The organism is Halalkalibacter kiskunsagensis (assembly GCF_037027555.1).
GTDB classification, from domain to species: Bacteria; Bacillota; Bacilli; order Bacillales; family Bacillaceae_D; genus Halalkalibacter; species Halalkalibacter kiskunsagensis.
The window spans coordinates 52,551-67,279 of the sequence record NZ_JAXBLX010000020.1 but is presented as its reverse complement, the minus strand read 5'-3'; the positions used below and the strand labels follow the sequence as shown (position 1 = coordinate 67,279).

At 38.4% G+C, this 14,729-nt stretch carries 13 protein-coding genes, 1 tRNA gene and 1 pseudogene; 6 read left to right on the top strand and 9 right to left on the bottom strand.

What is annotated here, in order from left to right:
• The first annotated feature begins 120 nt into the window (after positions 1–120).
• Complete coding sequence (locus SLH51_RS13195; RefSeq protein WP_335961766.1) at positions 121–267, top strand: hypothetical protein; 147 nt, start codon at positions 121–123, stop codon at positions 265–267.
• A gap of 271 nt (positions 268–538) precedes the next feature.
• On the opposite strand, the pseudogene SLH51_RS13190 reads toward SLH51_RS13195, so the two are convergent.
• Positions 539–622: pseudogene (locus SLH51_RS13190) on the bottom strand (transposase); the annotation flags it as partial.
• A gap of 230 nt (positions 623–852) precedes the next feature.
• On the opposite strand from SLH51_RS13190, the gene SLH51_RS13185 reads away from it, so the two are divergent.
• From SLH51_RS13185 to SLH51_RS13175, 3 genes are all read left to right on the top strand, one after another.
• On the top strand, positions 853–1,581 hold the full coding sequence (locus SLH51_RS13185) for a DUF421 domain-containing protein (protein WP_335961765.1): 729 nt from the start codon (positions 853–855) through the stop codon (positions 1,579–1,581).
• Positions 1,582–1,732: 151 nt separating this feature from the next.
• A complete protein-coding gene (locus tag SLH51_RS13180; RefSeq protein ID WP_335961764.1) occupies positions 1,733–2,344 on the top strand; it encodes a DUF421 domain-containing protein in 612 nt (203 codons plus the stop codon).
• Between the two features lie 296 nt (positions 2,345–2,640).
• The gene (locus SLH51_RS13175) at positions 2,641–3,738 is read left to right on the top strand and encodes a chloride channel protein (RefSeq protein WP_335961763.1); all 1,098 of its coding nucleotides are present in this window, start codon (positions 2,641–2,643) and stop codon (positions 3,736–3,738) included.
• Positions 3,739–4,140: 402 nt separating this feature from the next.
• Here SLH51_RS13175 and SLH51_RS13170 read toward each other — a convergent pair whose 3' ends face one another.
• From SLH51_RS13170 to SLH51_RS13135, 8 genes are all read right to left on the bottom strand, one after another.
• The gene (locus tag SLH51_RS13170; RefSeq protein ID WP_335961762.1) at positions 4,141–4,281 is read right to left on the bottom strand and encodes a hypothetical protein; all 141 of its coding nucleotides are present in this window, start codon (positions 4,279–4,281) and stop codon (positions 4,141–4,143) included.
• A 157-nt stretch (positions 4,282–4,438) separates the two neighbouring features.
• The gene (locus SLH51_RS13165; protein WP_390183921.1) at positions 4,439–5,713 is read right to left on the bottom strand and encodes a Na+/H+ antiporter family protein; all 1,275 of its coding nucleotides are present in this window, start codon (positions 5,711–5,713) and stop codon (positions 4,439–4,441) included.
• Positions 5,714–5,738: 25 nt separating this feature from the next.
• Positions 5,739–6,704, bottom strand: coding sequence for a formimidoylglutamase (gene hutG, locus SLH51_RS13160; RefSeq protein WP_335961760.1), 966 nt, complete (start codon positions 6,702–6,704; stop codon positions 5,739–5,741).
• The gene (gene hutI / locus SLH51_RS13155; protein WP_390183923.1) at positions 6,673–7,902 is read right to left on the bottom strand and encodes an imidazolonepropionase; all 1,230 of its coding nucleotides are present in this window, start codon (positions 7,900–7,902) and stop codon (positions 6,673–6,675) included. The genes hutG and hutI overlap by 32 nt, the downstream gene beginning before the upstream one ends.
• A gap of 69 nt (positions 7,903–7,971) precedes the next feature.
• A complete protein-coding gene (hutU, locus tag SLH51_RS13150) occupies positions 7,972–9,636 on the bottom strand; it encodes a urocanate hydratase (RefSeq protein ID WP_335961758.1) in 1,665 nt (554 codons plus the stop codon).
• 18 nt (positions 9,637–9,654) lie between these two features.
• Entirely contained in the window at positions 9,655–11,172 is a 1,518-nt protein-coding gene (hutH, locus tag SLH51_RS13145; protein WP_335961757.1) for a histidine ammonia-lyase, read from the bottom strand.
• Between the two features lie 123 nt (positions 11,173–11,295).
• Positions 11,296–11,739 carry a hut operon transcriptional regulator HutP gene (hutP, locus tag SLH51_RS13140; RefSeq protein WP_335961756.1) on the bottom strand — a complete coding sequence of 148 codons (444 nt, stop codon included), beginning with the start codon at positions 11,737–11,739 and terminating at the stop codon, positions 11,296–11,298.
• Between the two features lie 278 nt (positions 11,740–12,017).
• The gene (locus tag SLH51_RS13135) at positions 12,018–12,602 is read right to left on the bottom strand and encodes a hypothetical protein (RefSeq protein ID WP_335961755.1); all 585 of its coding nucleotides are present in this window, start codon (positions 12,600–12,602) and stop codon (positions 12,018–12,020) included.
• A gap of 463 nt (positions 12,603–13,065) precedes the next feature.
• Here SLH51_RS13135 and SLH51_RS13130 point away from each other — a divergent pair.
• A tRNA-Sec gene (locus SLH51_RS13130) sits at positions 13,066–13,162 on the top strand.
• A gap of 162 nt (positions 13,163–13,324) precedes the next feature.
• The gene (locus tag SLH51_RS13125; protein ID WP_335961754.1) at positions 13,325–14,302 is read left to right on the top strand and encodes a tyrosine-type recombinase/integrase; all 978 of its coding nucleotides are present in this window, start codon (positions 13,325–13,327) and stop codon (positions 14,300–14,302) included.
• The last annotated feature ends 427 nt before the right edge of the window (positions 14,303–14,729 follow it).

The window sequence follows — 14,729 nt, the reverse complement described above, 5'->3', positions numbered from 1 at the left end:
AAAAAATTTCAACTTAACTTTTCTTACAAATTTGATTTATTCAACTTAATCATAAGTCAGGCACCATTTTACATACGTATGTTTCAGGTACGATCCGATCATGCAAAAGGAGTGTGAAACATGGTTCAAAAAAAAACAAGAAAAAAAGAACTGAACGTCCTCCTTAAACAAAAGAAAAAACGCGAGCAACGTGACTGGCGCTTGACTATGAAACGGCTAAAACTATTTCAAAATAAGGTAATGAACCCGTCTGAAACTCGCAAGTGAGCTCAACTAAACTTACCAATCCAAGAGTGACCAACAAAGACAAGAAGTTGGTTACTCATATTTGTGGCGAGGAATTATCACAAAAAGCCTCTTTTGAAGGCCACTGAAAAAGTTGCTTTTTCAGTGGCCTCCTCTTTTGCATTCTCTTGGTTTTCTATCCATTTACTCTAACCATACGTCTTTCTTTAGTTATAACAAGCCTCGCTACAGACTCTAGGCCACCTATTACGATTGATGACGCAGTAAAACTTGTAACAAACCCAAATAAAAACAAGTCTTCCAAGACGATTACATCGTGGTTTTTGATAAGATCGGTTGAAACTTTGTCCAGATAATCCTTTCTTGCACTTGTTACCACTTAATCTATAAAAAATGTAACTATTTGAGCTTGCACATTGGTTAATTTTCATGAATTCGACACTTCTTGAATTCAGATGCTCTAACAATTATTGATTTTCCGTTACAACTACACCAACTAACTACTACTAAAATGAACTATTGGGAAAAACTATATAAGAAAAAATAACTCACCATAAAATAACACATACTTATTAATAAGACATTGAACTTTGGGATGTGATAATTTTGGACCTAGCAAAAGAGTTAGTTATCCTTTTCTTTAGAATTATTACGGTTTTACCTCTAATGATATTTGTCACCATTATGATGGGCAGACGGTCAATCGCTGAATTACCAGTATTTGATTTTTTAGTAGTTATTACACTTGGGGCTGTTGTGGGTGCTGACTTAGCTGATCCAAATATAGACCATATCCATACTGGAGTTGCGGTTATCTTAATTGGACTTTTTCAAATTGTGGTCACAAAATGGAAAATTTCAAACAGAACATTTGGCAGATTAATTACGTTTGAACCAACTATTGTTATTCATAATGGGGTATTTCTGGTCAAGAACTTAACCAAAATCCGTTATTCAATTGATAACATCCTACAAATGCTAAGAGAAAATGATATTTTTGATGTGAGTCATGTTGAGCTTGCAATAGTTGAAGCTAATGGGCAATTAACTATCCACAAGAAAACTTCTAAGGCTACAGTTACCTTAGAAGATATGGGTCTAACTAAGTCAACAGATCTCTCCTACCCTGTAGTAATTGAGGGAAAGCTATATAAAGAAGTATTAGAGCAATTACACCTTTCTGAAGATTGGTTATATCAAGAATTAAGTAAGTTAGAGATTAATGACATTAAGTCTGTATTCTTTGCATCTTTAACCGATCAAAAACAACTACACGTTTCCTTAAAAAGTAATCAAGTATCCATAATGAAAAAATTGCCTCCTATTTTTCATTAAACCAATCATCACTTGAACTACTATACTGTTACTCATTATTCTTGTTTTGCTTCCTGTCTTATTCTATTAGCTTTTTCAAAAGATTGCTTTTGAGCTTATATGTTCTTATTTTTAAGTAATTCAAACATGAAACTGAACGGAGGTACCACTTTTGGACTTTAACTGGATTTGGAAGGCAATTTTAATCGTAATTGTTGGCACACATATTTTGAGATTAGCTGGCAGGAAATCAATTTCCCAACTTACGGTATCACAAACTGTCATTATGATATCGATTGGGAATTTAATGATTCAACCTGTAAGCAATCGAAGTATTTGGGTTACTTTTATGATCGCTTTAATATTGGTATTGGTTCTAATGGCACTTGAATACTTTCAAGTTAAATCAGATAAGTTTGAGAGCTTTATCACCGGTAAGGAAATAATTGTCATTCATAATGGTGTGATTGATGAACAAAATCTAAAGAAATTACGTTTAACTGTCGATCAATTAGAAGTTCGCTTGCGCCAGGTAAATATAGCAAAAATAAGTGATGTCAAAATAGCCACGATTGAACCAAGTGGTTTATTAGGCTATACGCTACATGAATATGCTCAACCTGCCACAAAACAGGATATTCAAACGTTACTAAATTATATTCATAGTCAATTACCAGCAAGTCAGCCCCCTCCTATCGTTACTCAACAGCAAAATAATGGAACTGTTTTTTCAGAAGAGAACAACAATCAGGACGCTTATATTCCACCTAAACACCTACAGTAATATTCATAAATAATATTGATTTTATTGTCAAACACTACAACAAGACGAATTAGAGTAAGCGTTATTTCAATTAACCAAGTCAGAGTTTTAACGGCTATTTTTGGAGGTTTATTTTGGAAAGTGCTAAGGTTCGGTACATAACTTTTGTTTCAATTCTTACCAAATGGATATTTTTTGGAAGCCTTATTGGTGTATTCGTTGGATCGACAACGGCTTTTCTCTTACATACCAATGATTTACTTGGAGAAACAAGAAACGCAAATTCGTGGTTAATATTTCTACTCCCTCTCGGAGGAGTGATTATAGGTTTCCTTTATAAATATTTCGGTAAGGACTCTCATAAAGGGAATAATCTTGTTTTTGAAGATATCCAAGGAAAAGGTAAAGTTCTTAGAAGAATGGGACCTATTGTATATTTGGGAACATTTATTACAATCTTACTTGGCGGTTCCACTGGAAGGGAAGGTGCAGCTGTACAAATGGGGTCAAGTATAGCTGAATCAGTAAACCGATTATTCAAAGTTATCAAAATTGATCAAAAAATTTTACTTATGAGCGGAATAAGCGGCGGGTTTGGGGCAGCTTTCGGTACACCAATAACAGGAGCCATATTTGGGATGGAAGTAGTTTCCTTGGGGAAAATGAAATTTGAAGCATTAATCCCTTGTTTAACTGCCAGTTTTGTAGGTCACCTTGTTGCTACAAAAGCTTGGAGAGTAGAACATGAACAATTCATCGTAAAAAGCGTACCTGATATTTCTACTAATACTATTATAAAAGTTATTATTTTAGCCATTATATTTAGTTTTGTCAGTGTCTTATACAGTCAATTGCGACATGGGATTCAAAAGTATTCCACAAAATATTTAGGAGACCCCATGTTAAGGGGCTTTGTTGGCGGTATCATAATCATAGCATTAGCCTATTTAATGGGCTCTACAGACTATAATGGTCGCGGATTAGATATGATTGAAGAAGCTTTTACCAAAGAAGTACCCCATTATGCCTTTTTAGCTAAACTGGTGTTTACTGCTGTCACAATGGGATCTGGATTTGTAGGTGGAGAAGCAATTCCTTTATTTTTTATGGGTTCAACCTTGGGAAACACCTTATCCGCAATAGTAGATTTACCAACCTCTTTCCTTGCTGCTTTAGGACTTATCGCTGTTTTTTGTGGTGGAGCTAATGTACCAATAGCAGCGTTCATTATGGGTATAGAAATGTTCGAAGGCAAAGGAATTGAATTTTTTTTCATTACATGTGTCATTAGTTATATTTTTTCAGGGCACCACGGAGTTTGGCCTTCCCAGCAAATATATGAGCCTAAGAGTAGAATGCTGAACCTCCCTTCTGGACAATCAATTTCTACTATTGAACAAAAGAAAAAGGATTAGCTTTAAAGTTGCAATAAATATGATAATTTCATGGCTTTCTTAAAGGACTTTCCAATAAAAATGTAATGTGAAATGATAACAAAATAAAGTGGAAAGGAGTATATATGTTTCCATATAATTGGTTGGTAAAGTTCCATCCAAATAGCGAGCGGCTATCCGATATAAGTAGCCACGACTGCAAATATCGATCCTTTGAGGTAAGGAGGAATTTTAGATTTAACTTGAAGTAACGCCATAACCGCTTATACTTACGCTACTTTAACCCTTTTAATTGATAACGTACAATTGAGGGTATTTTCATTTTGCTCGAAAAATATAAGAACATCCTTAATTTGAACAAACAAGCCAAATCAATTACGATTGGGCTTGTTAATACTTGAGTTCACTTTTTACCACTTAATATCAAGAGCCGTTTTTTAGGTCCTTTAATACCGTAGGCATTTTTTTGTCTTCTTTTTCAACTTTTTTCACGCGTTGCTTGTTTCCTGGATTGTTTGCTGATTGAAATCTTGCTGAATCCATTCCGTCGATGATATTCGTCAATGCAAAACCTCCCTTCATTTTTAATTTTTCCTTCAATAATAATTTTGACTCATTTTAAATTAATTTCTTATAACTGATTTCTTGTATAGAACAATCTATGATTCCTGTAAGAGAGTAACTTGAATAATTACCTTAACATAATTATTAATTGACATTATTATAGAACCATTGCAGCCAATAAACCAAAAACAATTAAAGGACCGTTAAAATGCAAAAAGGTAGGAACACATGTATCCCAAATATGATTGTGTTTGCCATCTGTATTTAAACCCGATGTTGGCCCCAGTGTACTATCAGATGCAGGCGACCCAGCATCTCCGATTGCCCCAGCCGTTCCAATTAAAGCAGCTGTTGCCAAAGGAGAAAATCCAATCGCCGCGCACAAAGGGACAAATAATGCAGCTAAAATTGGTAGGGTACCAAATGATGAACCGATCCCCATTGTAATAATCATCCCGACAAGCAACATCCCAACAGCAGCAAATAACATACTGTCTCCTACTATATTTGTCGTTGCTTTAACTAAGCTGTCAATCGAGCCCGTTTCTTTTAAAATTGTGGCATAACCGGATGCGATCAACATGACAAACGCGATCATTCCCATCATTTTTATACCATCATTGACAACTCGATCTCCTTCTTTAAAAGGAACGACTTGTAAGGCAAACATAATGACCACACCTGTAAGCGCTCCCAAAATTAAAGAACTAAAAAGGAGCTGAACAGCAAGTGCTGCGATAATGGCGATAATCGTAAACATATGCTGCTTAGAAAACGCGAATCCATCTTCTACTGTTGCCGCAATCTCAGATGATTCATCCAATTTTGTGTTCACAATACGATCTTTTCGATATGTAATAAAAATCGCTATGAGCAAGCCAATCACCATACCGATTCCTGGTAAAAGCATAGCGAGTGGAATTTGCGAGACTCCAATTGGCATCCCATTTAATGTCATTTCATCTGCAATTATTCCATGAAAAATCAAACCAAACCCAGCAGGAATCATGACATACGGAGCTTTTAATCCAAATGTTAACGATGTTGCCACAGCCCTACGATCTAGCTTCATTCGATCAAATAAGTGTAGAAGAGGCGGAATTAAAATAGGAATAAACGCAATATGTACGGGAACGACATTCTGTGATAAGCATGCCACTCCCGCAATTGTTAACAACAAAAACGCCTTTTTCCCTTTTAAAGCATTAATTAAATGCCGCACTAAAAATCCAGTGATTCCTGAATATCCGATCATAACAGCGAACGCTCCAAGTAAAATATAACTAAGTGCTGTGTTCGCTTGCCCTCCCATTCCAGACACGAGCATATCAATCGTTTCAACGAGAGATTGCCCTGATACGAGTCCAGCAGTTAATGCCGCAAATAAAATCGCCAATACAACATTCACTCGCAAAAGACTTAACACAACCATGACAACAACAGAAATGAGTACAGCATTAATCAAACGATAGTCCCCCTTTTTGTTTCCCCTTCAAAAAATGTAAAATAACATGCGCGGCTACTCGACTCGTCATATCGCGAAAGTCAACAGTCGGGTCCACTTCAACAATTTCGAGACCTTCCACCATCGGTTGTTCGCCTAAATACGTGATCGCTTCAAACAAATCAACCGCATCCATCCCTCCTGGCCCAATTGCCGAACATCCAGGTGCTTGGGATTGATCAACAACATCCATATCTACCGAAATGTAGATTGATTCTACTCGAGGTTTTAATGTGTGAATTGATTCTTTCATAATGTCTACCATCTTCTTATTCCGAACATCTTTCATTGTATATATCGTTACATCTTTTTTGTTCACATAATCATGATATGGTTTACTATTAGAAAAATTACGAATCCCAACTTGAATGAGATTCTTTCCCTCAATGGTCTCTGTCTCTAATAAGCTTCGAAATTGCGTCCCATTGCTTGGACCACCGTCCATCAAATTCCGTACATCATGATGTGCATCAAATTGTATGACTCCAACGTTGCCTTTTGCCTTAGAAAATCCTTTAACAGTTGGATATGTGATCGAATTATCTCCTCCAAGAATAATCGGGAGCCATGTAGGATTTTCTTTAAGCAAGCTTGCAACCGTCTTATAGACACGATTCTGGGACTCGGTAATATCCGTAACATGCATCGTAATATCGCCTAAATCTTGAATGTCCCATTCCGCTAAGTCAATACCATCTTCTATTGCGTATGTTGAAAAGCCTGATAATGCCTTTCGAATGGTCCCCGGGGCAAAACAAGCTCCCGAATGACTAATGGATGATTTGGAGAGGGGGGCTCCTAGTAGCCCAACCCCTCTTATGTTACTTGCGTTCCATTCATGAATAATATCTCCTACCTTTGTTACCTCTCGATCAACAAAAGAACGATTAGCTTTTTGAAGATAAGGAAACTGTGTCAACGATATCCCTCCTCTTTGAAACGATTAGACCGTTCTTAATGACCGTATTGACGTGATTAACCCCGTAATGATAAGGGAGGTAAAAGTAGTTTGGTGCATCCCAAATGACAACATCTGCTTTGCGTCCAACAGCGAGCTGTCCAGCTTGTTCTCCGCGCCCAATCGCATAAGAAGCATTTACTGTCATCGCATTCCAGATTTCTTCTGGCGTCATCTTTAACCGTAGGGCAGCAAAAGTCATGATCAGTTGGATGTTCTCTGTCGGACAACTTCCTGGATTAAAGTCTGTTGCAAGGGCGACGGTAACTCCTTCATCGATCATTTTTCGTGCCCTAGCGAATGTTTCTTTGCCTAGATAAAACGTTGTCCCAGGTAATAGGACAGCGATGGTCCCTGATTGTGCAAGCTTTTTGATGCCTTCATCGGATGCCCCAACCAAATGATCTGCTGAAATCGCTCCTAAATCGGCAGCTAATTCCGTTCCACCTAAAGGATCGATTTCATCTGCATGAATTTTTAATCCAAATCCTTTTTCTTTCGCTTTTGATAAGAAATCACGAGACTGCTCAACTGTAAACACACCCGTCTCGGTAAAAATATCAACAAATTCAGCCAGTTCTTCTAATTTGATCAAATCGAGCATCCCTAGCATTTCATCTAAAAACGCTTGTGGATCTTCTTTAAATTCATGTGGAATTGCGTGCGCTCCTAAGAAAGTAGAAACAAGATCCATTGCATGACTTTCCTGTAGTCGTTTTGCTACCTTTAATTGCTTTACCTCCGTTTCAACATCTAAGCCGTATCCACTTTTCGCCTCAACCGTTGTCACCCCGTAAGAAAGCATCCGATCAAGGTGAAAACTCGCTTTTTCAAACAAGTGATCCTCTGATGCTACCCGCGTCTGTTCAACCGTAGAAAGTATGCCACCACCTTGCTTTAAAATCTCAAGGTACGGAACACCTTGTTGCTTTAATGCCATCTCATGCTCACGCGAACCTCCAAATACGACATGGGTATGTGGATCAACAAGTCCTGGTGTAACAAGCTTTCCTTGACAATCAATGATGTCATCAGCTTGAATTCCTTCTGTCGTTTCCCCGATATAGGTAACCTTGCCATCTTTGATCCCGACAACAGCCTCTTCAAGCATCGGTAATTGCTGCATGTCTTTCCCGGCTCTAGGCCCATCTGATTCCATCGTTAGCAATTGTCCGATATTCGTAAGTAGTAAATCAACACGTTGTGTCAACACAATTCCTCCTCTTTCTTACTTGTTTTCATCCATCGGAATAACGACATTTTTCTCTTTCGCTACATCTTTCGCAAGCTCATATCCTGCATCAGCATGCCGGATGACACCCATACCAGGATCTGTTGTAAGAACGCGCTCCAGTCGCTCCTCTGCTAAATCCGTTCCATCTGCAACGACAACCATCCCAGCATGTAAGGAGTAGCCCATTCCTACACCACCACCATGGTGAACCGATACCCAGCTTGCACCTGCAGATGTGTTGATTAATGCATTCAAGATTGCCCAATCCCCAACTGCATCACTACCGTCTAACATCGCTTCTGTTTCTCGATTCGGTGAAGCAACCGACCCACAATCTAAATGATCGCGTCCAATAACAACGGGTGCTTTTAACTCGCCATTACGAACAAGCTCATTGATCGCAAGCCCCATTTTCTTGCGCTCCCCGTAGCCTAGCCAGCAAATACGAGATGGAAGGCCTTGGAAGGCAACTTTCTCTTGTGCCATATCAATCCAGCGACATAATGCTTCATTTTCAGGAAATAACTCTTTAATCAATTGATCCGTGCGATAAATATCTTCTGGATCACCAGATAACGCGACCCAACGAAACGGTCCTTTTCCTTCGCAGAATAATGGACGAATGTACGCTGGAACAAAACCTGGAAAGTCAAAAGCATTTTCTAAGCCTTCGTCTTGTGCCACTTGTCGAATATTATTTCCGTAGTCAAACACGATCGAGCCTCGCTTTTGCAGTTCAAGCATTGCTTCTACGTGTTTTCTCATACTTGCGTTTGCTAATTGAACGTATCTAGTCGCATCCGTTTCACGAAGAAGAGTAGCTTCAGCTAGAGAAAATCCTTCAGGCACGTAGCCATTTAGCGGGTCATGAGCAGACGTTTGATCGGTGACAATATCAATATGAACATTGCGAGCGATCATCTCGTGATGAACGGCTGCAGCATTCCCTACTAAACCAATTGAAAGTGGCTCTCCATTTTCTTTTGCCTCTAGTGCCCATTCAAGCGCTTCATCCAATGAACTCGTCATCTTATCACAATATTTCGTTTCGATTCGTTTTTGGATTCTCGACTCATCCACATCAACAGCTATCACAACGCCATCATTCATTGTCACCGCTAATGGCTGAGCTCCACCCATGCCCCCTAGACCGGCAGTTAACGTTAATGTACCTTTTAAACTATTACCAAATTGCTGCCTAGCAATCTCTGCAAATGTTTCATACGTTCCTTGTAAAATCCCTTGCGTCCCAATGTAGATCCAGCTACCTGCAGTCATTTGTCCGTACATCATTAAACCTTCTTTTTCAAGCTTGTTAAAATGATCCCAGTTGGCCCATTTTGGAACTAATACAGAGTTTGAAAGCAAGACTCTTGGTGCTGCCGGATGTGTTTTAAACATTCCGACTGGTTTCCCTGACTGTATCAACAACGTTTCATTAGCCTCTAGACTTTTTAATGAATGAACAATTGCGTCAAAAGATTCCCAGTTTCTCGCCGCTTTGCCAATACCTCCATACACAATTAAATCCTCAGGCTTCTCAGCAACCTCTGGGTCCAAGTTGTTATAAAGCATGCGTAAGACAGCTTCTTGCTCCCAGCCTTTGCATTCTTTTTCTACACCCGTTTTTGCTTGAATGATTCGCTTTTGAGTTGTCATAATACCCTCTCCTTTATGTTATGAATGAATGTTTGTCGTTTTCTTCGTAAATTGAAATGATCCTGCTTTTAACCAATCATTCATCGCCTCAATATCTTTTGAGAACACACGATCTTTACTGATTGTTGGTACCAATTCTCTGCCTTTTGTAAAAAATTGATTCGTGACTTGTGCCATTTTTTCTGTTCCTCTACATTCTGCTGCTTGCATTGCACAAATCGCTTCAATCGCTAATACTCTACGAACATTTGTAATAACTTGATAGGCATGCCTTGATCCAATTGTCCCCATGCTGACATGATCTTCTTGATTCGCAGACGAAGGAATCGAGTCAACACTTGCTGGATGAGCCAATGTTTTATTTTCTGAAACAAGTGATGCTGCAGCATACTGCATAATCATTGCACCTGATTGTAACCCTGGCTCAGGACTTAAAAACGGTGGCAAATCATTTAATTGCGGATTCACTAAACGCTCAATCCGTCGCTCGGAAATATTTGCAAGCTCTGCCATCGCAATCGCTAGAAAATCCATAGCAAACGCAATTGGTTGTCCATGGAAATTTCCACCGGATAATACTTTTTCACCATTATCAAAAATAAGTGGATTATCCGTCGCCGCATTCATTTCAATTTCTAATTTTTCTTTGACATAATTCAGTGTTTGCCACGTTGCCCCGTGCACTTGTGGAATGCAGCGAATCGAATAAGCATCTTGAACTCGAATTTCTCCTTGCTTTGTCGTTAACTGACTATCCGCTAAATACGTTCGAATTCGCTCCGCTACATCTACTTGCTCTTTGTAGCCTCTGGCAAGATGAATGTCTTCATCAAATGCATCAATAATGCCACGTAATCCTTCGATTGTCATAGAAGCAATTACTTCCGATTGATGAGCGAGCTTCTCTGCTTCAACATACGCAACTACTCCCATGGCCGTCATCGCTTGCGTTCCATTAATGAGCGCCAAGCCTTCTTTAGCCGTTAATGTAATCGGGAAAATTCCTTCCTTCGTCAAAGCGTCAATAGCCGGTACTCTTTCTCCTTTATAAAAAACTTCTCCTTCGCCAATTATGACAAGTGCCAAATGCGAAAGCGGCGCTAAATCACCACTTGCTCCAAGTGATCCTTGCTGCGGAATGACAGGGTGAATATTTGCATTTACTAAATCTAACAATCTCTCAATCACAACCGGCCGAACACCAGAATAGCCTTTTAACAAGGCATTCGCGCGTAAAAGTACCATGGCACGTGAGACAACCTCTGGAAACGGCTCGCCAATTCCACAAGCATGTGAGCGAATTAAGTTTAATTGCAATGCCTCTACATCGTCTTTGCCAATATAGACATCACTAAACTTCCCGAATCCCGTTGTAATCCCATATACAATCCGTTCCTCATCAACGATTTTCTCAACCGCTTTACGACTTTCTTTCACTTTTTTCATGCTCTCATCTGTATACGTCACTTTTTCCCCATCAAAAAGAACGCGACGCACTTCAGCAAATGTTAGCGTTTGACCATTTAATGTAACCATGCTTTTCTCTCCCTTCAGATTCTTTAGTTAAGTAAAGGAGCAATAGAAAAGGGGGCTATATCATTGAAATCCAAAGAAGATTTCAAGATATAGCCCCCTATTAACTAAAATACTATGGGCAGTTTATATGTGATTAATTCCTAAACCAATCGTTTCATGCTCAGATCCCTTTACTGGTGCGCCGATCGTCCCGTACAAGGAAACCGCAAGCCAATCTCCCTCTTGCTCGTTATCATATGGATTGCCACGTAATACGGCAAAGGTTAAGCCAACTGTCCTAAGGACTGACCCTAACTGAACTTGGCCCCTTGTTACACCATGTAACGCCTCAATGATAGCATGATACAACGCATGAGATTCACGATATACGTCTGACTTTATTATCCCATTTTTCTTAGCCGCAGTTTCTATTGCTGCCACTACTTTATGTGCTTCCATCGAACCGACTTTTCCGGTACACCCCATCCAATTCGACTGCTCTAGCTTTGCTAGCTGTCCAGCTGAATCGTCAGAAAGTAACAGAAGAACCGCGTGTCGACCAATACGATTATCTTTACTCAATGCCACAAGCAACAACTCTTTCAAATTTCTACTCTAATATCTAATAACTAGATTCAGTGTAAGCGCTTTTAGAAGGAGTGTCAACAACATTTTCCAATTAACTTTGGTATATGAAATTTTAATGAGATACGAAAGAGTTGGCTCTCATTCATTTTTTGTAGTACTAAAATATAATATTCATGTTCTTTGAAAAAAGTGAATGAACGGAAAAAAGCAAGGTCATGCAACAAACCTACACATATCGTTCTATGATCTTCTCCCCAATAAAAAAAGGAAAGACGATATTATTCGTCGCTTCCCGTCTCCCCAAGTAATCGTTCAATCGTTCGTTTTGCCGAACCTCCCCAATTGGATAACCGGGAAGCATTAAACGTTGATTTTTCTTTGTCGTTGTAAACCGTGTCAACATCGTGAATAATTCGGTGCGAATAAAGAAGTGCCGAATGGTCGTGACTGTCAGCTGCATATCTTGTGATCATAACAAAATCCTCAAGGTCTTCTTTCAAGTCGCCTTCTATTAAATCAGAAGCCGCTTCAATACGGTCTGCATGTGAATGCAGGGATTGGGTAATTCCTTTCCATTCGTCGCTTGTACTATCTTTATATTTGTTGTGGTTATCCCACCCAGTTATATTATTCAATGTTTCATGTGCCTGACTGATCACTTCGTGTACAGCAGCGGTGGTTTCAACCTGTTCAGTTTCTTCGTCGTCTTCACTAGCAACGACGATAACCTCAACACCTTCTACTTGTTCTTCTCCAGCATCAAAATCTGCAATTTGTTCATTTTTCTTATCATTGTTCAAAACGTATAATGAAACATACGCAATGATTGCCGCAAGTGAAAACAATGCAATAGCTTTTTTCAAAATATGTACTCTCCTAAAAATTGTCTTTTTTGATCAAATAATTTTTTACAATAAATAGATTAATATAGCTGATACAAGCATAGGTAGTTCATTGGTTTGACAGTTAGATCATATAACAACCTAAAATATCTTGCCTTCAGAAAAATAGTCATAATGACCCAGTGCAAAAACACTTCTTTTTTACTTTCAATTTACTCTGATTCTAGTTAATGCCAATTTAATTGTCAATGTGTTCCAACTATGAGAAATTATTTTCCTATTTTAAACCCTTCTGCAAGTCGGGATATTGCTATTTTACTAGGTCTAAGACTTTTGGATAATAGCTATAACGTTATATAAAAACTCTTATTTTATAAGCTTTTTGCTATTACTTGACGGAAATAACTTGGTCGTGCATAATAAGTAGCGTGCGTAGAGACAACCGTACGCTACTTACAAAAAAGTTGATAAATCAATATTCAATGGGGCTGGCTGTGACACTGGTGTTCGCCACGGTCTTCAAAACCGCTTGGGAGGCGCGTGCCGTCTCCGGTAGGTTCGATTCCTACACAGTCCCGCCAAATTAGTTAATGTAGCAATGGTTTTTTAAAATTGACCCTAATTCCATACCACACGGACTAAACGTAAAAATCATGTAGACCGTGGGAGACCGAGTCTATATGACCGAGTGGAATACATAGACGTTTAATTGCTTTCACAATACAATTTGTGGAGGTTTTTTTATGTTTAATGAACGTAAAACAGTTAAAAAGGGCAGACGTACAGGACCTATCAAAAAAGACACACCACGTATCACTCGGACTAACTTTACTCTTACAGAAATGTTTGAACGCTTCTTTATTTTCAAGTCATCAGAAGGACTATCACCACGTACTTTGGAGGATTATGAAACACACTTTAACTATTTCATTGATTTTATAGAAGTCGATATTCCAAATGAAGATATTACCACTGACATTTTCCTTGAATACCGTAATTTCATGTTAAAGTCACTTAAATTAAAACCATCTACTGTAAATATTCGTGTACGGACTATGAGAGCATTTATCCGTTACTCTTATGAACAAGGCTATATTGAAGAAGCCATTCACGAACGATTCAAACCAATCAAAGCACCTAAGAAGGAAATTAATGTCCTTACCCCTGCTGAAATGAAACTTGTATTTAATCAAATTGACGATTCCATGTACGCAGGTTTCCGTGATAAAACCATGTTATTCACTCTATTAGATACAATGGTCAGATCGTCTGAATTACTTTCTATGAAACGTACCAATGTGAACCTAAAAGAAGGAATAATTAAACTTGAAGCAGATCAAACGAAAACGAGAACAGACCGTATTGTACCTATCTCTACTCGTACTGTTAAATTACTGAAAGAGTACATTGAAGAAACAGATGACTTCGAGAATGAATTATTGTTTCTGACTTATGATGGTGAACAAATTCAATCAAACACATTACGTAAATTATTAGCGGTCTATGGTGAATCGGCAGGAATAAAAAAATCCGTTAGTCCTCATACATGGAGACATTCTGGGGCTGTGCTTTACACAATCAATGGTGGTGACCCCTTTTCCCTTAAAGAAATTCTTGGTCATACAACCATTTCTATGACGCAACATTACGTACAAATGGCTAATACAGATATTAAAAAACGTCACAACTCTTTTTCCGCTTTGAAAAGCGTGTATAAGTAGGCGAGGGAAAAATATTAAGGTGGATTCATGAAAAATGAACCCACCTTTAATCTTGCATGTATCAGTATAAGTAACACAATTTGGAGTCAAACTAGAGTGTCTAAACCCTCAACCATTGGTATTATGCGATTTATCAAGCATATCTTAAAATAATGTCATACGACCTGTTAATTTTGATATTAAAAACAACTGATAATAAAGCAGATTGTAAGGATTATATCAATAAAATAAGATAAGTGCACAATAAAACACTGTCTATTAAGGGCCTTTTCTTATGTTCTACACTGTATGTATTCACCCCTTAATTGAAGGAGCTAAAGAGCAAAGCTTATATCATTAAATAAAGTTCTAAATATGGTTATAAGCCACCATCACTATAAATCAGAGACACTCTTTACCTTATAAGTGTGCCAAAAAGTGTATTCAA

Bases quoted from the DNA above. Each gene is read 5' to 3' on its own strand.
- SLH51_RS13195 (WP_335961766.1), top strand. From the start codon at position 121: ATGGTTCAAAAAAAAACAAGAAAAAAAGAACTGAACGTCCTCCTTAAA.
- SLH51_RS13165 (WP_390183921.1), bottom strand. From the start codon at position 5,713: ATGGTTGTGTTAAGTCTTTTGCGAGTGAATGTTGTATTGGCGATTTTA.
- hutI (WP_390183923.1), bottom strand. From the start codon at position 7,902: ATGGAATCAGATGGGCCTAGAGCCGGGAAAGACATGCAGCAATTACCG.
- hutU (WP_335961758.1), bottom strand. From the start codon at position 9,636: ATGACAACTCAAAAGCGAATCATTCAAGCAAAAACGGGTGTAGAAAAA.
- hutH (WP_335961757.1), bottom strand. From the start codon at position 11,172: ATGGTTACATTAAATGGTCAAACGCTAACATTTGCTGAAGTGCGTCGC.
- SLH51_RS13125 (WP_335961754.1), top strand. From the start codon at position 13,325: ATGTTTAATGAACGTAAAACAGTTAAAAAGGGCAGACGTACAGGACCT.